The organism is Candidatus Sphingomonas phytovorans, assembly GCA_029202385.1.
Lineage (GTDB): Bacteria > Pseudomonadota > Alphaproteobacteria > Sphingomonadales > Sphingomonadaceae > Sphingomonas > Sphingomonas phytovorans.
In genome coordinates this window covers 3,531,939-3,557,676 of sequence record CP119314.1, presented here as the reverse complement: position 1 = coordinate 3,557,676, position 25,738 = coordinate 3,531,939, and the positions used below count along the sequence as shown (strand labels likewise).

Sequence of the window (25,738 nt, the reverse complement as noted above, 5' to 3'; positions counted from 1 at the left end):
TATGGTTGAACGACTCGACATTACCTTCGCCGCGCTGGCCGATCCCACCCGCCGCGCCATGCTGGCCAGCCTGTCGGCGGGGGAGCGCAGCATCGGCGAGCTCGCCGCGCCGCATGCGATGAGCTTCGCCGGCGCCTCAAAGCATGTGCGTGCGCTCGAGCGGGCCGGGCTGGTCGAGCGCCGCAAGGCGGGGCGCCAGCAATTGTGCCGGCTGAAGGCCGAGCCCTTGCGCGAGGCCCAGGCCTGGCTGCGTCAGTGGGAGAAATTCTGGAACGAGCGGCTCGATATCCTCGAAGACCTGCTCAGGGCCGAAAAGGAGAGGGCCGAATGAGCGCTCCCGTCATCCTAACCGTCGTCCGCGATTTCGATGCCTCGCCCGAGGCGGTGTTCGACGCCTGGCTGGATCCGGCCAGGGCGGCGGCCTTCCTGTTCAGGACGCCCGACGGCGCGATGCTGAAGGTCGAGATCGACGCGCGGGTCGGCGGCCGGGCGCTGATCGTCGAGCGCCGCGCCTCGGGCGACGCGCACCATCATCTGCGTTTCGAGGCGATCGACCGTCCGCGCCGCCTCGTCTTCCTCTTCGCGGCCGATCCGGCGGTGGAAGGACAGTGGACCCGTGTGTCGATCGATATCGTCGCCAGGGGCGACGGCTCGACGCTGACGCTCACGCACGAAATGGCGCCCGAATGGGCGGCTTATGAAGACCAGACCCGCGCGGGCTGGACGATGATCCTCGGCAGCCTTGCCGATCTTTTGGAGAAACGATGATGATTGCCATCGAAACCACCGCCCCGGGCACCATCCGCCTCGAACGCATCCTCGACGCGCCGATCGACACCGTCTGGCATTGTCTGGTCGATGCCGATCTGCGCGCCCAATGGTTCGCGGGGGGCAATCTCGAACCGCGTGTCGGGGGCGCGCTTGAACTCGTCTTCGATCACGACAATCTCTCGACCGACGATGTGCCCTATCCCGAGAAATATTGCGAACACAGGTGCACCGTATCGCACGAGCAGGTAACGGCGTTCGACGCGCCGCATCTGGTCGCCTGGAGCTGGGAAGGCGGCAAGCAGGGCGAGGCCCGGTTCGAGCTCACCTCGCTGGGCGACAAGACCCGGCTCGTGCTGACGCACAGCGGCATCGCCGGTCCGGCCGGCATGCTTGATTTCGGCGGCGGCTGGCACTCGCATCTCGCGGTGCTCCAGTCGAAATTCGCCGGCGAACCGGTCCGCGATTTCTGGGCGCTCCATGCGCGATCCGAAGCCACGGTCAGGGAAGCGCTCGGCCAGGACGCCTGACTCATGCGCGCCCTCTCCTCTTCGGGGGAGAGGGCGCCCTGCCTCAAACGATCTCGAACAGGCCCGCAGCGCCCATGCCGCCGGCGGTGCACATCGACACCACGACATAGCGCACGCCGCGCCTGCGTCCCTCGATCAGCGCGTGGCCGACCAGCCGGGATCCGGTCATCCCGAACGGATGGCCCACCGCGATCGCGCCGCCATTGACGTTGTACTTCTCGGGATCGATGCCGAGATGATCGCGGCAATAGAGGCATTGGCTGGCGAACGCCTCGTTCAGTTCCCACAGCCCGATATCGGCCACTGACAGCCCGGCGCGCCGGAGCAGCTTGGGGATCGCGAAGACCGGCCCGATGCCCATCTCGTCAGGCCCGCACCCGGCCGCCTGGAAGCCGCGATAGAGGCCGAGGATCTCCTTGCCTTCCGCCTCGGCGGTCGCCCGGTCCATCAGGATCTGGGCCGACGCGCCGTCGGACAGCTGGCTGGCATTGCCCGCGGTGACGTTCGATCCCGGCCCGGTGAATTCGCCGCCCTGCCACACCGTCTTCAGGCCGCGCAGCGCCTCGATCGTGGTGCCCGCGCGGATGCCCTCGTCCTGCGACACGGTCACCGTTTCGGTTCCGGTGCGGTTGCCTTCCTTGTCGAACACCGCCTTCTCGACCGTGATCGGCGCGATCTCCTTCGTGAACGCCCCGCTCTCCAGCCCGGCCGCCGCGCGCTGCTGGCTCGCCGCGCCATACGCATCCTGCGCCTCGCGGCTGATGCCATAGCGCTCGGCGACGATCTCGGCCGTCTCGATCATGGGAATGTACGCAGCCGGTTCGTTGGCGATCACTGATTTGTTGACGAAGCGCGGCGCGTCCTTGGTCACCGTCAGGCTGATCGATTCCATGCCCCCGGCCAGCGCCACGTCCATCTCGTCGCACAGGATCGATCGCGCCGCGAGCGCTACCGCGGTCAACCCCGATCCGCATTTCCGGTCGAGCGAAAAGGCCGGCACGGTCTGCGGCAAATTGCTCGCGAAGATCGCCATCCGGCCGGCATTTCCCCCTTGAGTTCCCCATTGGTTGCCCACGCCCCAGAACACCTCGTCGATCCGCGCGGGGTCTATCCCGGCCCGTTCCGCCGCCGCGTTCATCACATGGCCGGCCAGTACCGGCGCCTCGGTGATGTTGAACGCGCCCCGATAGGCTTTCCCGATCGGGGTGCGGGCTGTGGCGACGATGGCTGCTTCACGCATGACAGGGCCTTTCGAGGATCGGGTATGGTATGACCTTTAGGCGGAGGGGTGGGGTTTTGAAAGGGGTGTTGGTCAGCATCGCCCTCTTCCTGTTCAGGGGCGAGGGCGATGCAGGTCTGCACCATTTCTCCATATGCACCGGATGATGAGTCGACGGCGCGGGCCTAGACCGTACCCGTCACCCCGGACTTGTTCCGGGGGCCACTGTCCCGCGCGCGCAACGCCGGTTGTGCCGGGGGAAGGGTGGATGCCGGAACAAGCCCGGCATGACGGAGATGATTGAACCGTTGACCGCCAGCCCCGCAGGACCACAATGAAACCCATGAGCCACCGCATCCTCGTCGTCGACGACGATCCGCACATCCGCGAACTGCTCGTCTTCGCGCTCGGCAAGGCCGGCATGCGGCCGAGCGAGGCAGCCGACGGCGAGGACGCGCTCGACGCGATCGGGCGGGAGATGCCCGACCTGATGGTGCTCGACATCAACATGCCGCGCCTCAACGGGCTCGACCTGTGCCGCCGGCTGCGCGCGGCGGGCGGGGCCGGGGCGGGGCTGCCGATCCTGTTCCTCTCCTCGCGCGACGACGAGATCGACCGGATCGTCGGCATCGAGATCGGCGGCGACGATTATGTCGTGAAACCCTTCTCCCCGCGCGAGGTGGTCGCCCGGGTCGGCGCGATCCTCAAGCGCGGCGTGCCACCGCCCGAGCCGGAAAATGTCGTCCGCAACCGCCTGACGCTCGATACCGACGGGTGGGAGGCGCGCTGGGACGGCACGCCGGTGCCGCTGACCGCCACCGAATTCCAGCTCCTGCTGCTGCTCGCGGCCACCCCGGCCAAAGTCTATACCCGCGACGCGATCATCGACCGGCTGCACGGTCCCGGTTTCGCCATCACTGACCGCACGATCGACAGCCATGTCCGCAACCTCCGCGCGAAGTTCGATTCGGCCAACCTGATCGAGACGCGCGCCGGCATCGGCTACCGGATCGGTGCCTGCGATTGATCGGGGGGTCGATCCGGGCGTTCAAGACCTTCGCCAAGGCACATTGGCCGACGCTGAGGCTGCGCTCGATCCTGCTCGGCACCCTGTTGTTCGTGGCGGCGCTGCCCGGCGTCGCGGCGCTGTTCCTGCGCGTCTATGAAAACACCATCGTCCAGCAGACCGAGGCCGAGCTGATCGCGCAGAGCGTGGTGCTCGCCTCAGCCTATAAATCGGCCTGGCGGAACGGTGTGCCCGACACCAACCGGCGCTTCCTCGCGCCCGAGATCCCGACGATCGACCTGCGCACGATGCCGGTCCTGCCGCCCCGCCCGGCCGAGACCCGGCGCGGGCTGCCCGATCGCCACGCCGCCATGGTCGCGCGCACGCTGATGCCGATGGCGAGCGACGCGGCGGCCATCACGCTCACCGCGACGCGCCTGCTCGACGCGCGCGGCGTAGTCGTGCTCGGGCGAGACGATGTGATGCTCAGCTACGCCAATCTGCCCGAGGTCCAGTCGGCGCTTGCCGGCCATCCGCGCACCGTGTTGCGCGCGCGCGGGCAATATGAAGTCCAGAGCTGGCTCGCCCTGTTCAGCCGTGCCTATGCGATCCGGGTCCATCATGCCCGCCCGGTGATCGATCAGGGGCGGGTGATCGGCGTCGTCATGCTCTCGCGCACCCCGCGCGGCCTGTTCGTCGGGCTCTACCAGGATCGCGGCAAGATCCTGCTCGGCGTCGGCCTGATCCTCGGGACCTTGCTGGTGCTGGTCGCGCTGCTCTCGCGCGGCATCGCCCGGCCGATCGACGCCCTTGCCCGGGCGAGCGAGGATGTCGCGCGCGGCCGTGTCGCGATCCCCGAAACCCCTGTCACAGCCGCGATCGAGATCGCCCAGCTTTACGACAATTTCCGCGCCATGGCCGACCGGATCGAGCGTCGCTCGCGCTACCTCAAGGATTTCGCGGCGGCGGTCAGCCACGAATTCAAGACGCCGATCGCGGGTATCCGCGGCGCGCTCGAGCTGCTCGACGAGCACGGCGCGGAGATGAGCGAGGAGGAACGCCGCCGCTTCATCGCCAATGCCGCCGCCGATGCGGAGCGTCTGTCGCGCCTCGTACAGCGTCTGCTCGATCTCGCCCGCGCCGACATGGCGAGCATCGATGCCGGCGCGCGGGCCGATATCGTCGCCTCGGCACGACGGGTAGCGGATTCCTTCCGCTCGGATCGCTTCGCGGTCGATGTCGCGGCGGGCGATGTTCCGATGGCGCGGATCACGCCCGAGGTGGTCGAGACCCTGCTCGAAACGCTGGTCGAGAATAGTCGTCAGGCCGGGGCCGGGCGGGTGAGCATCCGCATCGAGCCGGATGAGGGCGGCGTGATCCTGTGGGTCACCGATGACGGCCCCGGCATCTCGGTGGCCGATCTGGAGCGTATCTTCGAACCTTTCTTCACCGGCCGGCGCGAGGCCGGCGGCGCTGGCCTCGGCCTCGCCATCGCGCGGTCGCTGCTGGCGGCAACCGGCGGGACGATCGTCGCGAAGGACGTGCCGGCCGGGGCCTGCTTCCGCCTGCGGCTGCCGGTGGCTTAAACTCCCTCTCCCTTGTGGGAGAGGGAAGGGGCCCATTGCGAAGCAATGGGAAGGGTGAGGGGGACACTCGTTGGTGTCCCGAACCTCACTCGCCCTCATCCGGCGCTACGCGCCACCTTCTCCCACAAGGGGAGAAGGGGTAGGGCGCTCTCGCCCATGACCCATCCCCACCCCTACGACACCATCATCCTCGGCTCCGGCGCTGCCGGCATGATGTGCGCGTTCACCGCCGGCCAGCGGGGGCGTCGGGTGCTGCTGCTCGACCATGCCGACGCGCCCGGCAAGAAGATCCTCATCTCGGGCGGCGGGCGGTGCAACTTCACCAACATCAACACCGCGCCCGACCGCTATCTCTCCGCCAACCCGCATTTCGCCAAGTCGGCGCTCGGCCGCTATTCGGCGCAGGACTTTATCGACCTGGTCGATCGCCACGGCATCGCCTGGCATGAAAAGACCCTTGGCCAGCTCTTCTGCGACGGTTCGGCGAAGCAGATCGTCGCGATGCTGCTCGACGAATGCGATGCTGGAGGCGTCACCCTCGGCCTCGGCCATGCGATCCGCGAGCTCGACCATGCCGATGGCCAGTACCGGGTCACCTTCGGCGACCGCGTCGCGACCGCGCCGTCGCTGGTGATCGCGACCGGCGGCCCCTCGATTCCCAAAATGGGCGCGACCGGCTTCGCTTATGATCTCGCCCGCCGCTTCGGCCTCAAGGTGGTCGAGCCTCGCCCCGCTCTGGTGCCCTTCACGCTCGGCGGGGAGGAGACGCTGTTCCGCTCGCTGTCGGGCGTCGCGGCGGAGGTCGTCGCCCGCTGCGGCAAGACGGCGTTCCGGGAGGCGGCTTTGTTCACCCACAAGGGCCTGTCGGGCCCGGCCATCCTCCAGATATCGTCCTACTGGCGCCACGGCGACTCGATCGGGATCGATTTCCTGCCCGATCTCAACGCCGGCTGGCTGGCCGAGGCGAAGCGGGCGAGCCCGCGCATGGCCTTTCGGAAACTGCTCGCGAGCCACCTCCCGGGCCGCCTCGCCGAAACCCTCGCTGACCGGCTTGCCATCGAGGGCGACCTTGTCGGTCAGACCGACAAGCGCCTGGAGGAGGCTGCCCGCCGCCTGGCTGACTGGCGCTTCACCCCGAACGGCACCGAAGGACTCGCCAAGGCCGAGGTCGTCGCCGGCGGAATCGCCACCGACGGCCTGTCCTCGCAGACGATGGAGGCCCGCAAGGTCCCCGGCCTCCATGCGATCGGCGAGGCGGTGGATGTCACCGGCTGGCTCGGCGGCTATAATTTCCAATGGGCCTGGGCCAGCGGCTGGGCGGCGGGGCAGGTGGTGTGAGGATGGCGCGGCCCGCCGATGCTGGCTGGCGCAAACAACTTCAGCGCAAGGCAGACAAGGCATGTCGAACGAGGACGACGGCACCAGGATCATTCCCCGCGGGACGCCGGAATCAGCGGCCATGGTGGCCAGTGTCAGGCGGGCGATGGCGATCACCCCGCTGCTCAACCGGCTGACGTTCGAGGATGCCGAGGAAATCCGGGCGGTGTTCAGCGACCTGATCGGCACCAGGGTCGACGGCAGTTTCTCGCTGATCCCGCCCTTCTATACGACCGGCGGGGAGAATATCCGCGTCGGGCGCAATGTCTTTATCAACCAGAATTGCACCCTGTACGATCTTGGCGGGATCGACATCGGCGATGACGTGATGATCGGGCCGAACGTCAGCATCATCACCTCGGGCCACCCCGTCGAGCCTTCCCGGCGGCGTGACGCCGTGATCGCAAAGCCGGTCGTGATCGAGCGGAACGTCTGGATCGCGGCCGGCGTGACGATCATCGGCGGGGTGACGGTGGGGGAGAATTCGGTCGTGGCCGCTGGCTCGGTCGTCACCCGTGACGTTCCTCGCAACAGCCTTGCCGGAGGCAATCCGGCGCGGGTGATCCGGTCGATCGGCGATTGAGGGAGGGGAGCAGCGGTTGACACGACGCCATCATGCATCATACAAAGTTACATGAAATAGGGCTGCTTGTCCGGCGCGTTCAGCGTTGGCGCAGGGCGGCCGCTTTTGTTCGTGGAGAACCTACATGAAGCACGATGCCATCATCGTCGGCGGCGGTTTCGCCGGGCTGGCGGCCGCGACCTACCTTGCCCGCGCGCGGCGCAGCGTCTGCATCATCGACACGGGCCAGCCGCGCAATCGCTTTGCCACCGCCTCGCACGGCTTTCTCGGCTTCGACGGCAGCCGGCCGCAGGCGATCCTCGCCAGGGCGCGCGATCAGCTCTCCGCCTATCCCGGGGTGAGCATGATCGACGCCGAGGCGGTCGCAGCCCGATCCGGTGAAGATGGCTTCTCCGTCTCCCTGTCGAACGGCGAGGAAATCTCGGCGCGCAAGGCGGTTCTCGCCTTCGGGCTGCGCGACATGCTGGAACCGATCCCCGGCCTCAGCGAACGCTGGGGCAAGACGGTGCTGCATTGCCCCTATTGCCACGGCTTCGAGTTCGCCGACCGCCGGCTCGGCGTACTCTATCGCACGCCCATGTCGGCGCACCAGGCCCGCCTGATCGCTGAATGGGGGCCGACGACCCTGTATCTCAACGGTGCCGGGCTCGATCCGGAAAGCGCGGCGACGCTGGCCGAACAGGGCATCAAGGTGGAGCCGGGCAAGGTGAGGCGACTGGTCGGCGAGCATGAGGCCCTTTCCGCCATCGAGTTGGAGGACGGGCGGACCAGCCCGGTCGAGGCGCTCTATGTGGCGCCCCAGTCCTGCCTCTCTAGCCCGATCGCCGAACAGCTCGGTGTGGTGATCGACGAAGGGCTGATGGGACCCGTCATCAGGACCGACGCTGACAAGATGACGAATGTGCCCGGCCTCTATGCCGCCGGGGATATCGCGCGCGCGCCGCACAGCGTGAGCTGGGCGGTCGCGGACGGGGTCACGGCGGGCACCTCAGCTCATCGCGCGCTCGTGTTCGGCTGAGCGATGCAGCCGAATCAGCCTTTCACCGATCCCGCGATGGTGGCCGGCTATGCGGAGGGCACGCCGCAAAAGGTGCCCGGCTTCGCCGGCCTTCACCGCATGGCGATGCTCCTGCTGGCTGAGCATGCGCCGGATCCGGCGACCATTCTTGTCCTCGGCGCGGGCGGGGGGCTCGAGCTGAAGGCCTTCGCCGAGGCGCAACCGCGGTGGCGCTTCACGGGCGTTGATCCCTCGGCCGAGATGCTGGGTCTGGCGCGGTCGATCCTCGGGCCGCTTCAGCAGCGTGTCGAGTTGAAGCAAGGCTATGTCGATACGGCGCCGCCGGGGCCGTTCGACGGCGCGACCTGCCTGCTCACCCTGCACTTCCTTTCAAGGGAGGAACGGCTGCGCACGTTGCGCGAGTTGCACCGGCGGCTGAAGCCGGGTGCGCCGCTCGTCGTCGCCCATCATAGCTGTCCTGACGATGGCGATCTTCACCGCTGGCTGTCGCGGTCGGTGGCCTTCGCCGGCGGGGCGGGCGCGGATATCGCACGGGCCTCGGCCGCCGCCATGGCGGAGCGCCTGCCCGTCCTCCGGGCCGGCGAGGACGAAGCGCTTCTCCGCGAGGCCGGTTTTTCCGGCGTCGCCCTGTTCTATGCCGGCTTTTCGTTTCGCGGCTGGGTCGCCTTTGCCTGATGTCGGCCGCGCGCCTCGTGGAACGCGAACAGGACCAGGCCGACCGCGAGCGGTAGCAGGTAGTAGATGAACCGATAGACCAGCAGCGCGGCGAACAGCGTCGCGCGGTTGATGTCGTGCAGCGCCACCAGCATCACTGCCTCGAACACGCCGACGCCGCCCGGCGCGTGGGTGATCAGCCCCGAAACGAACGCCGTGATATAGCCGACGAGCACGGCGGGGAAGGTCGCCAGGTCGAGGCCCGGGACAAGGACGAACAGCGCCGCGGTCGCCAGCGTGATGTCGATCATCGCGAGCGCGAACTGGCCGAGCGCGAGGCCGACCGTGGGCAGCACCAGCGACCAGCCGAACAGGCGCATCGGCCGCCCGGCGCGGAAATGGAGCAGGACCAGATAGCCCACCAGGCCGGCCAGGATCAGCGACCCGCCCCAGGCCTGGTATCGGTACGGCACCTGCCATCCTTCCTGGGCGAACACGCCCGGAATGGCGATCAGGGCGATGCCGAGCATCAGGAAGACGCCGAACCAGAAGGTGATGCCGGCGAGCGCGATGACCTGCGCGACCTCGCCGAGGCTCAGCCCCTTGCGGCGATAGATGCGGTACCGCGCAAGCCCGCCGGTGAGCACGGCGAACCCGAAATTATGGCTGAAGATATAGCTGGTGAAGGATGCCAGCGCCGCCGTCCGGTACGGGACTTTCCGGCCGATCGAGCGCAGGGCGAGCACGTCATAGCCGGTCAGCACCAGATAGCTGAGCGCGGTGAGCGCCACCGACGCGGCCAGGTTGACGATACCGATCCGCCCGAACGCAGCGCGGATCTCCTCCCAGCTCGTCTCGCTCAGGATGTTGAACAGCGCCGCGACCGCGATCCCGACCACCGCGATCATCAACACCCCCGCCGCCAGGTTGCGGGTGGCTGAATGGGCGAGGATCTGGCGAAAGGCGGAAGGGGGCGCTGGGGAGGTGGTCACGCGACTGGCTTGTCCGCCCGATCCTGACTCGGCGATGAACGCCCGCCCCATATCGTCGCTGGTTTCAGCACGGCTCGGCCCGGATGCGGCCGTGTCTATGCCGCGAGCTGCCAGCGGCTGCGCCCGGCGCGCTTCGCCGCGTACAGTGCCTCGTCGGCCCGGCAGACCAGCTCGCGCAGCGAAACGTCGCCGTCTTCGGTGCAGGATACGCCGACGCTCGCGCCGATATGGGCGAAGGCCCCGTCGACTTCATAGACGGTGCCGAGCTGCTTCACGATCCGTGCTGCCGTGCGTTCGGCCAGCGCACGGTCGGCATGATGCATGATGATGCCGAATTCGTCCCCGCCGACCCGGGCGACGACATCGCCGTCGCGGATCTGGCGCGGCAGGCGACGGCCGACCTCGGCCAGCACCATGTCGCCGGCCCTGTGGCCCAGCCGGTCGTTGATATGCTTGAAATGGTCGAGGTCGATCAGCAACAGGCTCGCCTGATGTCCCAGCGGGCTGGCCAGCGCTTCCTCGAAGCCGCGCCGGTTGTACAGGCCGGTCAGATGGTCGGTGACGACCTGGTGCTGCAACCGGCTATTGGCCTCCTGCAGCGCCTGGCGCGCCGCCAGGCGTTCGGTCAGGTCGACCACCTCCGAAAGGAAGCTGATCGGCGTGCCGTCCTCCTCGCGCACCACCGTCGCGGTCAGCAGGACATGGACGATACCGCCGTCCTTGTGGAGATAGCGTTTCTCCATCTGGTAGCTGTCGCGCTCGCCGCGCATCACCTCCTCGAACAAATGCAAATCGGCCCGGATATCGTGCGGATGCGTGAAATCGGCGAAATGCATGCCGGCCAGCGCGTCGGGCGCATGGCCGAGCAACGCGGCCAGCGACGCATTCACCTCGACGCAGATGCCTGTCACGTCGACGATCGCCTTGCCCGTCGCCGCCGCGTGGAATGCGGCCCTGAACATCTGTCGGCTGGTCCGAAGCTCCCGCTCCAGCGCGCCGATACCACCATCCGTCATCATGCCCGATCCTGCAGCCTGATCGCGAAGTCCATCAGCGCGTCGAAGGACGATAGGGGGCCTGGGTTAACGAGTGATGGGCAAATGGCGGCATGCGTTATTTCTGGCAGGCGACGATGGCAGCGATCGCGGCCAGCGTGTCCCCCGGGTCGCGCACCCGGACCGTGTCGAGCCCAAGCTCCTTGGCCGGATAGTCGTTGCCGCCGGGGAAGATCGCGTCGCCGATGAACAGCATCGAATCGAGCGCGATGCCGCTCGTGTCGCGCAGCTTCTTCAGGCCATAGGCCTTGTCGACGCCTTCCCGCGTGACGTCGATCGAGGTCGCGCCGCCCATGTTGATCGACAGGCCGGGCAGGCGCTTGCGCAGGTCGGCCTGGATCACCTTGCGCTTGGCGAAGTCCGGGTCCCAATGCTCCTTCGCGTCGAGCGGCGCCTGCTGGCCCAGCGCGGAAAAGGTGATCTGGCTGCCGCGATCCTCGATCCGCTCGCCCCAGGTCTTTTCCGGGACGAAGCCGGTCGCCTTCAGTGCCGCGTCGAACGCGTCGAAGATGGCATGTTTCTGCGCATCGTCGAACAGTTCGGCGTAGACGGCGTGCCATGCCCCGTCATGGCGATAGAGCTTGGTGCCGGTCGTCGGCATCAGCCACAACCGGCTCAGGTCGGCGCGGGCGGGCAGCCGGCTCGCCACCTGCTTCTCGAACTGGGGCCAGTCCCCGCCGGAGATCACCGCGACCTGCGCGACGCCGAGCAGGTCGGCCAGCGCCTCGCCCATCGGCTCCTGCAAAGGCTGCTTGCTCTCGGCGAGCGTTCCGTCGAGGTCGAAGGCGACCAGCTGCTTCATGCGCCGCTCCTGAAAAATGTGCCGCGCAAGGCGACGGGACGGCATGCAAGCGCCCGATCCGGCAGGAAGTTCCCGTGCCGATGGAACAGTTGCCGAATCGCATCGTTGGTCCCAAAACAAAAGGGGCCATCATGTCATCGCAGACTCCGTTCACCTGGTCGGGAAGGACTCAAGCCGGCCTTGGGCTGTTCGCTGCCTCCCTGCTCTATCTCGCCATCGCCGCGCCCAATCCGGTCTCGATCGCCTTCGCGATCGGTGCGGGGGCGTGCCTCGCTCTGTTCGGCGTCACCGGCGCGCGGCTGGTGCTGGTCGCGCTCACCCTGCTGATGCTCGCCGTCGCCGCCGCAGGATTATTCGCCGCGCTGGTGGTCGGCAGCTACCTGCTGCTGCCGGTGGCGCTGGCGCAGATCGTCGCGGTGGCGCTGGTCGAGGGGCGTGACCAGGACTGGGTGAACGACGCCGCGGCCGAGGGTTCGCCGGCCCGATCCGGGCTGCCGGCCGGCCTTGCGCGCCAGCGTATCTGATCGCGTCACCGACGGGCGTGCTTTAATCCGGATTATCTGCTAGGGCCCCGCTTTGCGCGCGAACACGCGGCCCCCCAAATCCGGAATAACATGCCCTTCTCACATCTGCCCACGCTTCTCGCCGAAGCGCTCTCCGCCCGTGGCTATGCCGCGCCCACTCCAGTCCAGGCCGCGGTGATCGAGCCCCAGGCCGAGGGCCGCGACATGATCGTCTCGGCGCAGACCGGCTCAGGCAAGACAGTCGCTTTCGGCCTCGCCATCGCGCCGCAGCTTCTCGGTGAGGAAGGCGCGCTGCCCCCGGCCCGCGCCCCGCTTGCCCTGGCCATCGCGCCGACGCGCGAACTTGCGCTTCAGGTCAGCCGCGAACTCGGCTGGCTTTATGAAAAGGCCGGCGCGCGCATCGCCACCTGTGTCGGCGGCATGGATGCGTCGAGCGAACGCCGCGCCCTGTCGCGCGGCGCGCATATCGTCGTCGGCACGCCGGGCCGCCTGCGCGACCATATCGAGCGCGGCGCGCTCGATCTCGGCGCGCTCAAGGCAGTCATCCTCGACGAAGCCGACGAGATGCTCGACATGGGTTTCCGCGAGGATCTCGAACAGATTCTCGACGCGACCCCCGATCAGCGCCGCACGCTCCTCTTCTCGGCGACCATGCCGAAGCAGATCGTCGCGCTCGCCAAGCGCTACCAGCGCGACGCGCTGCGCATCTCGACGGTGGGCGAGGATCGCGGGCATGGCGACATCAGCTACCAGGCGGTCACCGTCGCCCCGGCCGATATCGAAAATGCCGTGGTCAACCTGCTCCGCCTGCACGAGGCCGAATCGGCGATGCTGTTCTGCGCGACGCGCGACAATGTCCGCCATCTCCATGCCAGCCTGGTCGAGCGCGGCTTCGCCGCCGTCGCCCTGTCGGGCGAGCACACTCAGAATGAGCGCAACGCGGCGATGCAGGCGCTGCGCGACAAGCGTGCCCGCGTCTGCGTCGCGACTGATGTCGCCGCGCGCGGCATCGATCTGCCGTCGCTCAGCCTGGTCATCCATGTCGAGCTGCCGCGCGATGCCGAGACGCTTCAGCACCGTTCGGGCCGCACCGGCCGCGCGGGCAAGAAGGGCACCGCCGTCCTGATCGTCCCCTATCAGCGCAGGCGCCGGGTGGAGATGATGCTGCGCGGCGCGCGCATCGCGGTCGAATGGGTCAATGCGCCCACCGCGGACGACATCCGCAAGGCGGATCGCACCCGCCTGATGGAAATGCTGCTCGAGACGATCGAGGTCGATGACGACGATCGCGCGCTCGCCGCGCAGCTCATGGAGCAGAAGTCGCCCGAGGATATCGCGGCGGCGCTGGTCAAGACCTATCGCGCGCGCCTGCCCGCCCCGGAGGAGATGCTGACCCAGGGGGCTGCCCAGCCGGCCGGCAAGGAGCATCACCGCGAAGGCTTTGACGACATCGTGTGGTTCCGCATGGATATCGGCCGCCGCCAGAACGCCGATCCGCGCTGGATCCTGCCGCTGATCTGCCGCCGCGGGCACATCACCAAGAACGAGGTCGGCGCGATCCGCATCGGCCCGAACGAGACCGCCTTCCAGATCCCGCGGGCCATCGCCGGCAAGTTCATGGCCTCGGTCAAGCGGACGGTGGGCGAGGAGGCCGAGGGCGGTGTCCAGTTCGAAGTGCTCGAAGGCGGTCCGCAACAGGCCGCCCGCGAACCGCGCCGCCACAATGGCCCGGCTCCCGTGCGCCACCAGCCCCGCCCGACCCTGCGCAAGCGCCCGCGCGGCTAGGCACGCCCCACCGTCATGCCGGACTTGTTCCGGCTTCCGCTCTTCCGCGCACGCGTCGCTGGTTGTCCGTGCGAATCCCCTGACCTCACTCTTCCCCGGCGAAGGCCGGGGCCCAGTTGGGGGGCGACCGTGGATGGCAGGACGCGTCGTTACATCGCCTTCCCGACTGGGCCCCGGCCTTTGCCGGGGAAGAAGTGAGAGGGCGGGGGCACCGGGACGACCTTGAGCGTGAATGGGCTAACTTTGCTGTTCCAGTCGGCCCTGAATCCCTCTAGTGCCCGCCGCCATGAGCAAATCAGCCACCGACGTGATGCAGGACATCGTCTTTTCCGCCATCATCGATTCGATCGGTGCGCTGAAGGCAGCGTCGAAGGGCGTGCCCAACACGCTGCTGCGCGATCTCAATTCGGTGCACGCCAACACCACGCTGGCCGATCTGCCGCCTGAACTGCAGGCGGCGATCGCCACCAACGTGCGCGCTGCGTTCACGCGGCTGCTCAAGGAAGGCTATACGGTCGCGCCGGCCGGCTCGACCGTGCCGCGGACTGCGCCGCCGCCGCCGCGGCCAGCCTCGCGCGATGCCCAGCGCCATCGCCGCCCCAATGCGCCGCCGCCCAAGCCGGGCGGCAACGATCCGGCCAAGCCGCGCGGCCCGCGCCCGAACCGCCCGCCCAAGCCGCGTTCCTGATCCTCCCCGTTTTCGGGGCGGATCGCTCGCCTTCCAATCCGCCCTGCACCCGGCTAGGGCCGATCGCATGACCGCACCGAAACCCAAAGACTGGATCATGGCGATCGCCCCCTATGTGCCGGGGCGTTCCACTACTGATGCCGGCGCGCCGATCGCGAAGCTTTCCTCCAACGAGAACCCGCTCGGCACCAGCGATCAGGCGCGCGCCGCCTTCTCGGCACATGTCGGCGATCTCTATCGCTATCCCGATGCCAGCGCGGCCGACCTGCGCGACGCGATCGCGGCCCATCACGATCTCGATCCCGCCCGGATCATCTACGGCACCGGCTCGGACGAGGTACTCCACCTCGCGGCCGGGGCCTATGCCGGGCCCGGCGACGAGGTGATCTTCGTCCAGTACGGCTTCGCGGTGTACGAGATTGCGACCCGCCGTGTCGGCGCCACCGTCGTGGTCGCCCCCGACAAGGATTATGCGACCGATGTCGACGCGATCCTCGCCTGCGTCACGCCGCGCACGCGAATCGTGTTCGTCGCCAACCCCAACAACCCGACCGGCACCTATGCCCCGCGCGGCGAGATCCTGCGCCTGCACGCGAACCTGCCGTCGGACGTGATGCTGGTGATCGACCAGGCCTATGCCGAATATCTGACGCCGGAAGAGGATGATGGCGGGCTCGATCTCGCGCGCAATGCGCCCAATGTGATCGTCACGCGCACCTTCTCCAAGATCCACGGCCTTGCCGCGGAGCGGATCGGCTGGGGCTATGGCTCGGCCGAGGCTGTCGCCGCGATGCACCGAATCCGCGCGCCCTTCTGCATCACCACGGCTGGCCAGCAGGCGGCGATCGCGGCGCTCGGCGCGACCGACTTCATCGAGCACAGCCGCACGCACAATATCGAATGGCGCGCCTGGCTGTCGGGGGAGATCGCCAGCCTCGGCAATGCGGGCCTGCGCGTCGTGCCGAGCCATGCGAACTTCCTGCTCGTCCTGTTCGAAGGCAAGCTGACCGCCGAGGTCGCGTACCGCAACCTGATGGAGCGTGGCATCATCGTGCGCTGGCTCCCGGGGCAGGGGTTGGGGCAAGGCCTGCGCATGACGATCGGCACCGAGACGGAAACGCGGGTGCTGGCCGAGGCGCTGCGCGAGATCGTTGCTCAGGAGAGCTGAACCGCCGACCTCCGTCCGCGTTTTTGTGGTTGCAGGACGCGCACTTTACCGGTTGGGCGAGGTCGCCTAGCCATTGGATATGGCCTGGAAGAACACCGCAGAGGACGAAGCGACCTACTTCGCGCTGGGAAGGGCGATTGCCCTGGTGGTCGTACCAGGCATGATCCTGGTCTTCGGCTTGATCTATCTCGTCTCGCCGCGGCGACCGCCACCCTCGCTGTCCTGGCCAAACGGGACCTATCTCAATCCGTGCTGCGCGCCGCTGACGCTGAAGGATGGGACCATTTCGACCGGGCTCGACACCGCGCGATATACCGTCGCCGAGGGAAAAAGCGGTTATTATATCGATATCGATCGGGGGATCGGTGTGAATCAGGGTGCCGTGACCTTCGGGGGCGCCTTCGAAAATGTCTTCTTCAACAGGGACAGTGAGGCTGTGCCGGCGCTGGGCGAGGCGTACGCGCTTCATTTGAACGGTGTGAACGACAGCAAGGGCTATATATTCACCAGGCGCACCGCCGCCGCGAGGCACCCGTAGAGTGACCGCGCCGATCAAGGCGCTGGCATTCGATGTGTTCGGCACGGTGGTCGACTGGCGCACGAGCATCGCGCGCGAGGCGGTGGCTTTCTTCGGCGCGCTCGACCGCCCGGATATCGATCCCGCCGGTTTCGCTGATCAATGGCGCGGCCTCTATCAGCCGGCGATGGAGGAATGCCGCTCGGGCCGCCGGCCGTTCGTCCCGCTTGACGTGCTCAACCGCGAGACGCTGGACACGCTGCTCGATCGCCACGGGGTCACCGGTGCGGATGAGGACGATATCGCCCGGTTCGCTCATGCCTGGCGCCGGCTCGATCCCTGGCCCGACACGGTCGAAGGGCTGACCCGGCTCAAGGAGCGCTACCCGATCGTCACCCTTTCCAACGGCAATATCGCGCTGATGCTTGAGATGGCGCGGCGCGGCGGCCTGCCCTGGGACGCGATCCTCGGCGCTGAGGTGACGGGCGCCTACAAGCCCGAGCCACGGGCTTATCTCGGCGTTGCCGAAACATTGGGTATCGATCCTTCCGCCTTGTGCCTCGTCGCCGCGCATCACAGCGATCTCGCCGCTGCCCGCGCCTGCGGCCTCGCCACCGCTTTTGTCGACCGCCCGCTCGAATATGGCGGACGGCCGGCGCCCGACCGCCATTTCCGGCAGGAGTGGGATCATCAGGCCGGCAGCCTCGTTGAACTCGCTACCCGGCTCGGGTGCTGATCGCGCTGGACTTGTCGGCGCCGTCGTGATCCTGCGTCCGCTGTCATAAAAGTGACATGCGAGAGAAAAGACCATCGACCAGATTGCCGCCCTTCCATACCGAATCGAGCCCGATGGCAGCGCGCGCGTGATGCTGATCACCTCGCGCGATACCGGGCGCTGGGTGATTCCCAAGGGCAATCCGATCAAGGGACTTGCCCCGCACGAGGCTGCGGCTGAGGAGGCGTTCGAGGAGGCCGGCGTGCGCGGCATCGCCTGTCCCTCGCCGATCGGCAGCTTCTCCTATCTGAAACGCCGCCGCGCCGGGCGCAGCCGTCAACTGGTCGTCACCGTGTTCCCGATCGCGGTGGTCGAGCAGGTCGCCGACTGGCCGGAACGGCATCAGCGTGACACGCGCTGGTTCGATCTGCCCTCCGCCGCGGCGGCAGTCGACGAACCCGAGCTCAAGGCGTTGATTGCGTCTTTCCGCGAACCGGTGATTCCGGCTAGTCTGGCACAGCGGGTTCTTCCCGCGTTTCGGACCCAGGCAAGAAAGAGGATTCCCATGGTCGCTTGGTTCCAGGCGCTGATGCCGACCCAGGGTCGGTTCTTCGACCAGTTCGAGGCGCATGCCGCGACTCTCGTCGCCGGCGCTGACGCGCTCGCCAAGCTGCTCCACAATGAAGGGCCGATCGCCGACAATATCGCGACGATCGTCAATCGGGAGCATGACGCTGACGATATCACCCGCGAGGTGTTGCAGGATGTGCGCCGCGTGTTCGTCACGCCGTTCGACCGAAGCGCGATCACCAGCCTGATCGGGGTGATGGACGACGCGATCGACCAGATGAACGGCACCGCCAAGTCGATCGAGCTGTACGAGGTCACGACGTTCGAACCGCAGATGCGCGACATGGCGGGCATCGTGGTGGAGGCGGCGCGCGTCACGGCGGAGGCGATCCCGCTGCTCCGCTCGCTCAACACCAATTCCGCCCGCCTGCACGAACTGACCTCGCGCCTGATCCAGATCGAGGGCCATGCCGACGACATCCACGATGCCGGGCTGAAGGCGCTGTTCAAGGCGCATGGTGCCACCGCGCCGATGGACTTCATCGTCGGGCGGGAAATCTACAGCCATCTGGAAAAGATCGTCGACCGGTTCGAGGATGTCGCGAACGAGATCCAGGGTCTCGTGATCGATCACGCCTGAGCCGCCGGTGACGATTTCCCTTCCCCTGCTGATCGGCCTGATCGGCGTCGCTTTGCTGTTCGATTTCCTGAACGGCCTTCACGACGCCGCCAACTCCATCGCCACCGTCGTCTCGACCCGCGTGCTGAAACCGCATCACGCGGTGCTCTGGGCCGCCTTCTTCAACTTCATCGCCTTCGCGGTGTTCGGCCAGCACGTCGCGCAGACGGTCGGCACCGGCATCATTTCCACCCAGATCGTCGATCCCCAGGTCATCTTCGCCGCGCTGATCGGCGCGATCGTGTGGAACGTCATCACCTGGATGCTCGGCATCCCGTCGAGCAGCAGCCACGCGCTGATCGGCGGCCTGCTCGGCGCGGGCATCGCCAAGGCCGGACTCAGCGTCGTGGTCTGGGCCGGCGTGCTCAAGACGGTGGTCGGTATCTTCGCCTCGCCTGCGGTCGGGCTGGGGCTCGCGCTGGTGCTGGTGCTGGTCGTCGCCTGGACCAGCCTGAAGCTCACGCCGATGGGCGTCGACAAGCGTTTCCGCAAATTGCAACTCCTCTCCGCCGCGGCCTATTCGCTCGGGCATGGCGGCAATGATGCGCAGAAGACGATGGGCATCATCACCGTCCTGCTCTTCTCGCAGGGCGTCTATCACGGCGACTTCCACGTGCCCTTCTGGGTGGTGCTTGCCTGCCAGGCGGCGATGGCGCTCGGCACCATGTCGGGCGGGTGGAAGATCGTTCACACCATGGGCTCGAAGATCACCCGGCTGACCCCGGCCCAGGGTTTCTGCGCGGAGACCGGCGGCGCGATCACCCTGTTCATGGCGACCTTCGGCGGCGTGCCCGTTTCCTCGACTCACACCATCACCGGCGCGATCGTCGGGGTGGGTGCCGCGCGGCGCTTCTCCGCCGTCCGCTGGAACGTGGCGAGCAACATCGTCATTGCCTGGTTCGTGACATTGCCCGCCGCCGCGCTGGTCGCGGCGCTGACCTGGTGGATCACCGGGCTGTTCCTCCAGGGTTGATCCCCTTCGGAACCGGCCCGTCACTGCTATAGGATGATGGTTCGCGCGGAGGCCGCCGAGAAGCTCCGGCCATCGGCACGGGCGGTTTGCGATGGAAAACGCGTCCACGACAGGCGGCTCGCCAGCGGGCGACGATCGAGGTCGGAAATGACCTCGGCCTTCTCCGCCCTCAGAAGTCGACGCTCGCCGAAAGCCACAGCCGCCGCCCTTCCTGGAGGTTGGCATATTCGGCGGCATAGACGGTGCTCGCGCCGCTGCGATATGGCAGGTAGCGGACGAAATCGGTGTCGAGCAGGTTGTACAGGCTCGCGCTCAGCCTGAATCGTTCGCTCACCTGGAACGATCCGCCAAGGTGGAACTGCGCATAGCCCTTATAGTCGCCGAGCGCGTCCTGGGCGATGCCGGCGCCGCGATAGCGGCCCGACCGGATATCGGCGCGCAGCCACGTGCTCACCCGTTCGCTCGGCTTCCAGCGCAGATTGCCGTTGACCATGTGGCGGGGGGTGTTGACCAGTGGCTGGCCGCGTTCGCTGCCGCTCTTCTGCTCGCTCTCCGTATAGGTGTAGTTGAGCCCCAGCGAGAGCGCATCGGTGAACTCGAAGCGCATCGCGACCTCGACGCCGCGCGTCACCGCCTCGTCGATGTTGATCGACTGGCCGAACAGCTCGACATTGGGGAAGGCGCCGACGTCAAGGCAGCCGGGCCGGCCGGGGTTGCCGACGAAACGGCAATTGGGGATGCCGGGGCCGGCGGCGATCTTGTCCTTGAACGCGTTGTTGAAGACCGTGACGTTGCCGCTGAAGAAGCCGCCATTGTCGAAATAGACCCCGGCCTCATAGGTGGTGCTCGTCTCCGGCTTCAGGCCCGGGCTGCCGAGCAGGGGGATCGTGCCCTGGCCACCGAAACCGGTGATGCCTTCAGCGATCTGGTCGAGCCGGGGTGTCTTGAAGCCGCGGCTGACGCCGCCCTTCAGGGTCAGCGACGGCGTCGCGTTCCACACCAGATAGCCGCGCGGCGACAGCTTGCCGCCAAAGGTCGAATGATCGTCGTAACGCGCGCCGAGGGTGAGGCGCAGCGTTTCCATGATCCTCAGTTCGTTTTCGGCGAACAGCGCCCATTGCTGGAACTTGTAGGGCGCCGGGGCGACGGCATCGATCATCTTGGCGTCCCAATATTGCCCGCCGAGCGTGAAGGTGAAGCGGCCTGCCTTTCCCACGAAACGGGTGTCGGCGATGCTGTTGGTCGCCTTCAGCGTGCGCGGGCTGCCCGCGGCCACGCCGGGCGTATTCGGCGGCACGGTGCGACCGATCGTCTCGGTGACGTTGCGGGTCAGCGTGGTTTCGAGGCTGCCGAAACCGCCCATCCGCCAGCTGTGCGCCAGCACATAATTGTCGCGGTTGAACTTCTGGAAGGGGCCATAGCCCCCGGCGACGCTGTAGGTGCCAAGCTGGCCCTTGCTGTTGTCATAGGTCTGCTCCGCCCGGTCGAACTCGAACCACAGGTCATGGTCGGCATCGGGCGTCAGCGAGAGGCGGCCGCCATAGGTGTAGATGTCGGCCCTGACCGGGCTCGGGCCGCGGGTGCTGACCACCACCGGCTGGCCGTTGGCGCTTTCATATTCGAGGGCCGCTGCCTCGCGGTGATAGATGCTGCCGCGCACCGTCAGGCCGATCAGGTTGCGGACCAGCGGCCCCTGCGCATAGCCGTTGACCGACTGGACGTTGCCGAAGCCGCTTCGCTCCTGGATGGTGCTCTCGGCGCCGACCGTGCCCGCCCAGCGGCTGCCCACCTTGCGCGTGATCAGGTTCACCACGCCGCCCATCGCGTCCGATCCGTACAGGGTGGACATCGGGCCGCGCACCACCTCGATTCGCTCGATCGCTGAGAAGGGCGGCAGGAAGCCCGACGATGTCTCGCCAAAGCCGTTGGGCGTCACGCTGCCCGGGGCGTTCTGGCGGCGGCCATCGACCAGCACCAGAGTATAGTCGCTCGGCATGCCGCGGATCGAGATGGTCAACCCGCCGGTCTTGCCAGCGGTCGCGCCGACATCGACGCCCTCGACGTCGCCCAGCGCCTCGGCCAGGCTGCCGAAGCGCTTTTCCTGGAGCTGCTCGCGGCTGAGCACGCTGATGCTGGCCGGGGCATTGGTGATCTTCTGTTCGAACCCGGCGGCGGTGACGACGATGTCGGCGCCGTCCTGGGCGGCGTCAGCCTGGCTTTCGCCGGCGGGCGCGGCCTGTGGCGGTTGCGCCGATGCCGGCTGGGCGGCGGCGAGCGCGGCCAGCGCCGCGCCCGAGCAAAGCCGGGTCGCGAGCCGGCGCGTGGAATCGATCATGGAACCCTCGAATAATATTGCGAATGATTAGCAATTGGCGGGGCGCTTGATCCGCGTGCGGGTTCGGGTCAACGCCGCGAGGGGGAGGAGCAACGCTTTATTACAATGGTCCGGCCTATCGCGGGGCCGGGACTCGCCATTCGGCATGGCGGCACCAGAGAGAGGAGGAAACAGATGGATCGCGACGGCTGCCCCAGCGACAAAGGGGTGGAGGCGCCCGGGTCGTTCACGGTGTCGCGGGACCGGCCGGCAGCATGAGCGGCGCCCTGCCCGACATCCGTTTCCCGCGGGTCGGCCGCTGCATCTATTGCGGTGCCACCAGCGCCCGCCCGGGCGGCAGGGGACGACTCACCGAAGAGCATATCATTCCCTTCGCGCTCGACGGCCACATGATCCTGCCCGAGGCGAGCTGCGATTCCTGCCAGAAGATCACCTCGGGGTTCGAGACCGCCGTGCTGCGGGGCGGCTATCGGCCGATCAGGGAATGGCTCGGGATGAGCAGCCGGGCGAAAGGGCGGCCGAAGACGCTGCCGATGTTCGTCGATACCGGCAAGGGAACGAAGCGGGTCGATGTGCCGGTGGACATCTATCCGGTCAGCCTGCTCGTGCCGGTGCAGCCGGTACCCACGCTTCTGCTCGATCGCTTCGGGCCGTCGCCCGCCGGTGTCCCGCCGATCTGGGCGCGCATGATCGCCGGCGATTCCGCCGCGCTCGAAGCGATGGGCCTGCCGGGGGCGGCGTCGCAGTCGCTCGATGCGTTCGCCTGCTTCCGCATGGTCGCCAAGATCGCCCATTGCATGGCGATCGCGACCTTCGGCTTCGGCTCGTTCGAGCCGTTGCTGCTGGACTGCATCCTCAAGGGATGGGACGACGCGCAGGAGGCGTTCATCGGGTCGTTTCCCGGCATCGAACCGCCCGCAACGGCGATGCACCGGGTCGACCTGAGGCCGCCGGGGTGGTGTGACGGGGATGGCGATCTGCTGATCGCCAAGGTGCGCCTGTTCGCCCGCTACGGCGCACCCACCTTCCTTGTGGTCGTCGGCCGGCGCCCGCCATCCCGCTGACGCCGATATCCCGGCCGCGCCCTTTGTATTCGTCGCGGCAAAGGCTTATATCGTGGTATCAGGGCCGTGTGGCCACATCGAGGGCCACGGAGTAACTCGAACGCGAGACGGGCGGCGGCCCGCTCTGCCTCGCCTGGAGAGGCACGTCATGGTCGCCATTGCCCCCGTCACACCTGCCGCATCGATTGAGCCGCCCGTCGTCCGGGAGATCGGCCGCGCCGACCTCTATTGGGCGTTGCGCGAAGGCTGGTCCGATTTCCGGGAGAAACGCGGCGATCTCGTGCTGGCCGCCCTGCTGTATCCAGTGGTGATGCTGGTCGTCGCCGGAGTGACACTCGGCGGTGCGCTGTTCCCGCTCATGCTGCCATTGCTCGCCGGCCTGTCGCTGCTCGGCCCGCTCGTCGCGGTCGGCTTCTACGAACTGGCGCGACGGCGGGAAGAAGGGCGGGATGCGCGCTGGGTGCATTTCCTCGATCCCTTCCGGCGCTCCTCGGCGACCCAGATCGCCGCGCTCGGCACTTTTCTCGGCCTGTTGTTCTTCGCCTGGATCGGCGTCGCCTGGACGATCTACCACGCCACGCTCGGCACGCTTCAGCCTGCCGATCCAGCGACCTTTCTCGGCCTGCTCTTCACCACGCGCGAGGGGTGGGAACTGATCCTGTTCGGCAATCTGGCCGGTTTCGCCTTCGCCGCGATCACGCTGGTGACGACGGTGGTGTCCTTCCCGCTGCTCGTCGACCGGCCGGTCGATTTCGTCCTCGCGGTGCAGACCTCGCTTCGCGCGGTGCGGCGCAACCCGGTGGAGATCGCGATCTGGGGCCTTATCGTCGCTGTCCTGCTGGCCATTGCCTCGATCCCGCTGTTCATGGGCCTCGCGGTGGTGCTACCGGTGCTCGGCTATGCGAGCTGGCATCTCTACACCCGGCTGGTCGACCGCGCCGTCTAGAGGTTTATCCAGCCGATCTGGCATGTCGGCCAGGAACATCATGCCGGACTTGTTCCGGCATCCGCTGTTCCGCAAGAGCCGCAACCGGTTGGTACAGGGGCACGGTGGACCCCGGCACAAGTCCGGGGTGACGATTCGAGCGGGATGGATCGGAATCCGGGAGCATCGTGCATGAAGTCTGGACCAGCCGCTCCCGCTCGTGCCCGGTAGATCGGGACGCCACGACCAGCCTGATGCTGTGTCAGGCGCGCGGATGACGGGTCGAGTCAGCTTGCGCCTCTAAAAATGCTGCACCTGCACACAAACGATTGACTCGCCCGTTTCCCGAAGATACCGGACGGTCGGTTTCAATGACCTGATCGGTTCAACGCGTGCTTCCACCCATCGGCTATGAACGGCGCAAGGAGCCTGAAAAGGTCCGTGCCGCGCTGATCGCGGCGGCGGCGCAGCTCATTGCCGAGCGCGGGTTGCCCCGGCTGACGGTCGATGCCGTCGCCAGGGCCGCCGGCGTCACCAAGGGCGGGCTGTTCCATCATTTCCCGACCAAGCAGGATCTGGTGCGCGGTGTGCTCGGGGCCATGATCGAGTTCGCCGACGCGACGATCGATGCCCAGATGGCGACCGATCCGGAGCCGCATGGCCGCTTCACCCGGGCCTATCTCGACGGTGTCTTCGCCGACCACCGGCTTGACGGCACCACCTCGTCCCGGACCCTGTGCCTGGCGATGCTCGCCGACCCGGACCTGCAGGACGGCTGGTCCGGCTGGGTCGAGGGCCGAGTCGCGATCCATGCCGAGACTGACGACAATCCGGCGTGTGCTCTCGTCCGCCTCGCGGCGGACGGTGCCTGGCTTAACTCGCTTCAGCATCCCGATCATCCACCGCCTCTGCCCGTGGAAGTGCACGACATGCTGATGGATCTGACCCGCCCGGGTCGCTGACCGCACCCGTCTACCGACTTGTTTTTTTACCGGCCGCTGACCCCGGAGTTCCCCCCGTGACCTACACCATCGCCCGCCGTTTCGCCTTTGGTCCTATCCTTCTCGCGCTCTCCGCCTGTGGTGGAGGCAGCCCTCAACAGGGCGGCGGCGGGGGCGGCATGGGGGCGATGCCGCCCCCGCTGGTCGTCGCGATGACGGTGCGCACCCAGGAGGTGCCGAACATCGTCGAGCTGCCCGGCCGGATCCAGGCGGTGCGCACCGCTGAAGTCCGCGCGCGCGCCGACGGCATCGTCGAACGCCGCCTGTATCAGGAAGGCACCGACGTCACCGCCGGCCAGCCGCTGTTCCGGATCGATCCGCGCGATCTCTCGCAGCAGGTCGAGCAGGGCCGCGCCGCGCTCGCCCGCGCCGAGGCGGCGCGCGCCAATGCCGCGTCGGTGGTCCGCCGCTATACGCCGCTGGTCAACGAACGCGCCGTCAGCGCGCAGGAATTCGATCAGGCCCAGGCGACCCTGCGCCAGGAAACCGCCAATGTCGCCGATGCCCGCGCCGCGCTCGCCCGGTCGCGCCTCCAGCTCAGCTACACGATCGTCCGCGCCCCGATTTCCGGCCGCGCCGGCCGCGCTCAGGTGACCGAGGGCGCGCTGGTCAGCGCCAGCCAGGCGACCTTGCTCGCCACGATCGAGCAGCCCTCGCCGATCTACGCCGTGTTCACTCAGTCGAACGCGGCGATCCTCGATATGCGCCAGGCCGGCAACGCGGGCGCCGTCAAGGCCCTCTCCCAGGTCGAGGTGCGCCTGCTCCTCGCCAATGGCCGCGAATATGGCCCGGTCGGGAAGCTCGATTTCGCAGACCAGGTGGTCGATCCGCAGACCGGCAGCCAGGTGATCCGCGCGGTCTTCCCGAACGCCGAGCGGTTGTTGTTGCCCGGCCAGTTCATCCGCGGCCGAATCGCGATGGGCACCAGCCCCAACGGCATCCTGCTACCCGCCCGCGCCGTGCAGATCGGTGAGCGCGGCGCCAGCGTCTCGGTCGTCGCCAGGGACGGATCGGTCACCACCCGCGCGGTCCAGCTCGGCGGCCAGACCGGCAGCAACTGGCTGATCAAGTCGGGGCTCAAGGCAGGCGAGCGAATCATCACCGACGGCTGGCAGAAGGTCCAGCCGGGGCAGAAGGTGCAGGTCCAGGGCGATCCCGCGCCCGCCGGCCAGCAGCCTCAGCCGAAGCAGGGGAACTGATCGTC

26 protein-coding genes are annotated in these 25,738 nt (G+C 67.6%); 21 read left to right on the top strand and 5 right to left on the bottom strand.

Annotated elements, in window-relative coordinates; all coding sequences use genetic code 11:
- Position 1: 1 nt before the first annotated feature.
- From P0Y59_16305 to P0Y59_16295, 3 genes are read left to right on the top strand one after another with little or no spacing between them, the layout of a single operon-like run.
- Positions 2-331 (top strand): metalloregulator ArsR/SmtB family transcription factor, encoded by a 330-nt coding sequence (locus P0Y59_16305; GenBank protein ID WEJ98500.1) that lies wholly within the window; start codon positions 2-4, stop codon positions 329-331.
- Positions 328-768, top strand: a complete 441-nt coding sequence (locus P0Y59_16300; protein WEJ98499.1) for an SRPBCC domain-containing protein — start codon at positions 328-330, stop codon at positions 766-768. Before P0Y59_16305 ends, P0Y59_16300 begins: the two co-directional genes overlap by 4 nt.
- On the top strand, positions 768-1,298 hold the full coding sequence (locus tag P0Y59_16295) for an SRPBCC family protein (GenBank protein ID WEJ98498.1): 531 nt from the start codon (positions 768-770) through the stop codon (positions 1,296-1,298). The genes P0Y59_16300 and P0Y59_16295 overlap by 1 nt, the downstream gene beginning before the upstream one ends.
- 43 nt (positions 1,299-1,341) lie before the next feature.
- Here P0Y59_16295 and P0Y59_16290 read toward each other — a convergent pair whose 3' ends face one another.
- A complete protein-coding gene (locus P0Y59_16290; protein ID WEJ98497.1) occupies positions 1,342-2,538 on the bottom strand; it encodes an acetyl-CoA C-acyltransferase in 1,197 nt (398 codons plus the stop codon).
- A 322-nt stretch (positions 2,539-2,860) separates the two neighbouring features.
- On the opposite strand from P0Y59_16290, the gene P0Y59_16285 reads away from it, so the two are divergent.
- The 6 genes from P0Y59_16285 (at position 2,861) to P0Y59_16260 (ending at position 8,762) form a co-directional block, all read left to right on the top strand.
- Entirely contained in the window at positions 2,861-3,544 is a 684-nt protein-coding gene (locus P0Y59_16285) for a response regulator transcription factor (protein ID WEJ98496.1), read from the top strand.
- Positions 3,541-5,109 carry a HAMP domain-containing sensor histidine kinase gene (locus tag P0Y59_16280; protein ID WEJ98495.1) on the top strand — a complete coding sequence of 523 codons (1,569 nt, stop codon included), beginning with the start codon at positions 3,541-3,543 and terminating at the stop codon, positions 5,107-5,109. Before P0Y59_16285 ends, P0Y59_16280 begins: the two co-directional genes overlap by 4 nt.
- A gap of 156 nt (positions 5,110-5,265) precedes the next feature.
- Positions 5,266-6,447, top strand: a complete 1,182-nt coding sequence (locus P0Y59_16275) for an NAD(P)/FAD-dependent oxidoreductase (protein WEJ98494.1) — start codon at positions 5,266-5,268, stop codon at positions 6,445-6,447.
- 61 nt (positions 6,448-6,508) lie between these two features.
- Positions 6,509-7,069, top strand: a complete 561-nt coding sequence (locus P0Y59_16270) for a sugar O-acetyltransferase (protein ID WEJ98493.1) — start codon at positions 6,509-6,511, stop codon at positions 7,067-7,069.
- Between the two features lie 124 nt (positions 7,070-7,193).
- Positions 7,194-8,087 carry an NAD(P)/FAD-dependent oxidoreductase gene (locus P0Y59_16265; GenBank protein WEJ98492.1) on the top strand — a complete coding sequence of 298 codons (894 nt, stop codon included), beginning with the start codon at positions 7,194-7,196 and terminating at the stop codon, positions 8,085-8,087.
- Between the two features lie 3 nt (positions 8,088-8,090).
- Complete coding sequence (locus P0Y59_16260) at positions 8,091-8,762, top strand: class I SAM-dependent methyltransferase (protein WEJ98491.1); 672 nt, start codon at positions 8,091-8,093, stop codon at positions 8,760-8,762.
- Here P0Y59_16260 and P0Y59_16255 read toward each other — a convergent pair.
- The 3 genes from P0Y59_16255 to P0Y59_16245 form a co-directional block, all read right to left on the bottom strand.
- Positions 8,720-9,733, bottom strand: coding sequence for a lysylphosphatidylglycerol synthase domain-containing protein (locus P0Y59_16255; protein WEJ98490.1), 1,014 nt, complete (start codon positions 9,731-9,733; stop codon positions 8,720-8,722). The two genes, P0Y59_16260 and P0Y59_16255, sit on opposite strands and share 43 nt — an antisense overlap.
- A 95-nt stretch (positions 9,734-9,828) precedes the next feature.
- The gene (locus P0Y59_16250) at positions 9,829-10,749 is read right to left on the bottom strand and encodes a diguanylate cyclase (protein WEJ98489.1); all 921 of its coding nucleotides are present in this window, start codon (positions 10,747-10,749) and stop codon (positions 9,829-9,831) included.
- A gap of 97 nt (positions 10,750-10,846) precedes the next feature.
- Positions 10,847-11,590, bottom strand: coding sequence for an HAD-IIB family hydrolase (locus P0Y59_16245; protein WEJ98488.1), 744 nt, complete (start codon positions 11,588-11,590; stop codon positions 10,847-10,849).
- Positions 11,591-11,721: 131 nt separating this feature from the next.
- On the opposite strand from P0Y59_16245, the gene P0Y59_16240 reads away from it, so the two are divergent.
- The 8 genes from P0Y59_16240 to P0Y59_16205 all read left to right on the top strand — a co-directional run bounded on the left by P0Y59_16240 (position 11,722) and on the right by P0Y59_16205 (position 19,209).
- Positions 11,722-12,114, top strand: a complete 393-nt coding sequence (locus P0Y59_16240; GenBank protein WEJ98487.1) for a hypothetical protein — start codon at positions 11,722-11,724, stop codon at positions 12,112-12,114.
- 90 nt (positions 12,115-12,204) lie between these two features.
- Entirely contained in the window at positions 12,205-13,899 is a 1,695-nt protein-coding gene (locus tag P0Y59_16235) for a DEAD/DEAH box helicase (protein WEJ98486.1), read from the top strand.
- Positions 13,900-14,185: 286 nt separating this feature from the next.
- Complete coding sequence (locus P0Y59_16230) at positions 14,186-14,587, top strand: hypothetical protein (protein ID WEJ98485.1); 402 nt, start codon at positions 14,186-14,188, stop codon at positions 14,585-14,587.
- 67 nt (positions 14,588-14,654) lie between these two features.
- Positions 14,655-15,755: a histidinol-phosphate transaminase gene (hisC, locus tag P0Y59_16225; protein ID WEJ98484.1), complete on the top strand. Its 1,101-nt coding sequence runs from the start codon at positions 14,655-14,657 to the stop codon at positions 15,753-15,755.
- A gap of 79 nt (positions 15,756-15,834) precedes the next feature.
- Complete coding sequence (locus P0Y59_16220; protein WEJ98483.1) at positions 15,835-16,293, top strand: hypothetical protein; 459 nt, start codon at positions 15,835-15,837, stop codon at positions 16,291-16,293.
- A 1-nt stretch (position 16,294) separates the two neighbouring features.
- A complete protein-coding gene (locus tag P0Y59_16215; GenBank protein ID WEJ98482.1) occupies positions 16,295-17,008 on the top strand; it encodes a haloacid dehalogenase type II in 714 nt (237 codons plus the stop codon).
- Positions 17,009-17,081: 73 nt separating this feature from the next.
- Positions 17,082-18,197 (top strand): DUF47 family protein, encoded by a 1,116-nt coding sequence (locus P0Y59_16210; GenBank protein ID WEK02599.1) that lies wholly within the window; start codon positions 17,082-17,084, stop codon positions 18,195-18,197.
- Between the two features lie 7 nt (positions 18,198-18,204).
- Complete coding sequence (locus P0Y59_16205; protein ID WEJ98481.1) at positions 18,205-19,209, top strand: inorganic phosphate transporter; 1,005 nt, start codon at positions 18,205-18,207, stop codon at positions 19,207-19,209.
- A gap of 169 nt (positions 19,210-19,378) precedes the next feature.
- Here P0Y59_16205 and P0Y59_16200 read toward each other — a convergent pair whose 3' ends face one another.
- Complete coding sequence (locus P0Y59_16200; protein WEJ98480.1) at positions 19,379-21,544, bottom strand: TonB-dependent receptor; 2,166 nt, start codon at positions 21,542-21,544, stop codon at positions 19,379-19,381.
- Positions 21,545-21,798: 254 nt separating this feature from the next.
- Between P0Y59_16200 and P0Y59_16195 the strand changes: the two genes are divergently transcribed.
- From P0Y59_16195 to P0Y59_16180, 4 genes are all read left to right on the top strand, one after another.
- Positions 21,799-22,608 carry a hypothetical protein gene (locus P0Y59_16195; protein ID WEJ98479.1) on the top strand — a complete coding sequence of 270 codons (810 nt, stop codon included), beginning with the start codon at positions 21,799-21,801 and terminating at the stop codon, positions 22,606-22,608.
- 148 nt (positions 22,609-22,756) lie between these two features.
- On the top strand, positions 22,757-23,554 hold the full coding sequence (locus P0Y59_16190; GenBank protein WEJ98478.1) for a DUF2189 domain-containing protein: 798 nt from the start codon (positions 22,757-22,759) through the stop codon (positions 23,552-23,554).
- 371 nt (positions 23,555-23,925) lie between these two features.
- Positions 23,926-24,495, top strand: coding sequence for a TetR/AcrR family transcriptional regulator (locus P0Y59_16185; GenBank protein WEJ98477.1), 570 nt, complete (start codon positions 23,926-23,928; stop codon positions 24,493-24,495).
- Between the two features lie 56 nt (positions 24,496-24,551).
- Positions 24,552-25,733: an efflux RND transporter periplasmic adaptor subunit gene (locus P0Y59_16180; GenBank protein ID WEJ98476.1), complete on the top strand. Its 1,182-nt coding sequence runs from the start codon at positions 24,552-24,554 to the stop codon at positions 25,731-25,733.
- Positions 25,734-25,738 lie beyond the last annotated feature (5 nt).

Bases quoted from the DNA above. Each gene is read 5' to 3' on its own strand.
- P0Y59_16305 (WEJ98500.1), top strand. From the start codon at position 2: ATGGTTGAACGACTCGACATTACCTTCGCCGCGCTGGCCGATCCCACC.
- P0Y59_16300 (WEJ98499.1), top strand. From the start codon at position 328: ATGAGCGCTCCCGTCATCCTAACCGTCGTCCGCGATTTCGATGCCTCG.
- P0Y59_16295 (WEJ98498.1), top strand. From the start codon at position 768: ATGATTGCCATCGAAACCACCGCCCCGGGCACCATCCGCCTCGAACGC.
- P0Y59_16290 (WEJ98497.1), bottom strand. From the start codon at position 2,538: ATGCGTGAAGCAGCCATCGTCGCCACAGCCCGCACCCCGATCGGGAAA.
- P0Y59_16285 (WEJ98496.1), top strand. From the start codon at position 2,861: ATGAGCCACCGCATCCTCGTCGTCGACGACGATCCGCACATCCGCGAA.
- P0Y59_16275 (WEJ98494.1), top strand. From the start codon at position 5,266: ATGACCCATCCCCACCCCTACGACACCATCATCCTCGGCTCCGGCGCT.
- P0Y59_16270 (WEJ98493.1), top strand. From the start codon at position 6,509: ATGTCGAACGAGGACGACGGCACCAGGATCATTCCCCGCGGGACGCCG.
- P0Y59_16265 (WEJ98492.1), top strand. From the start codon at position 7,194: ATGAAGCACGATGCCATCATCGTCGGCGGCGGTTTCGCCGGGCTGGCG.
- P0Y59_16260 (WEJ98491.1), top strand. From the start codon at position 8,091: ATGCAGCCGAATCAGCCTTTCACCGATCCCGCGATGGTGGCCGGCTAT.
- P0Y59_16250 (WEJ98489.1), bottom strand. From the start codon at position 10,749: ATGACGGATGGTGGTATCGGCGCGCTGGAGCGGGAGCTTCGGACCAGC.
- P0Y59_16245 (WEJ98488.1), bottom strand. From the start codon at position 11,590: ATGAAGCAGCTGGTCGCCTTCGACCTCGACGGAACGCTCGCCGAGAGC.
- P0Y59_16240 (WEJ98487.1), top strand. From the start codon at position 11,722: ATGTCATCGCAGACTCCGTTCACCTGGTCGGGAAGGACTCAAGCCGGC.
- P0Y59_16235 (WEJ98486.1), top strand. From the start codon at position 12,205: ATGCCCTTCTCACATCTGCCCACGCTTCTCGCCGAAGCGCTCTCCGCC.
- P0Y59_16230 (WEJ98485.1), top strand. From the start codon at position 14,186: ATGAGCAAATCAGCCACCGACGTGATGCAGGACATCGTCTTTTCCGCC.
- hisC (WEJ98484.1), top strand. From the start codon at position 14,655: ATGACCGCACCGAAACCCAAAGACTGGATCATGGCGATCGCCCCCTAT.
- P0Y59_16220 (WEJ98483.1), top strand. From the start codon at position 15,835: ATGGCCTGGAAGAACACCGCAGAGGACGAAGCGACCTACTTCGCGCTG.
- P0Y59_16200 (WEJ98480.1), bottom strand. From the start codon at position 21,544: ATGATCGATTCCACGCGCCGGCTCGCGACCCGGCTTTGCTCGGGCGCG.
- P0Y59_16195 (WEJ98479.1), top strand. From the start codon at position 21,799: ATGAGCGGCGCCCTGCCCGACATCCGTTTCCCGCGGGTCGGCCGCTGC.
- P0Y59_16190 (WEJ98478.1), top strand. From the start codon at position 22,757: ATGGTCGCCATTGCCCCCGTCACACCTGCCGCATCGATTGAGCCGCCC.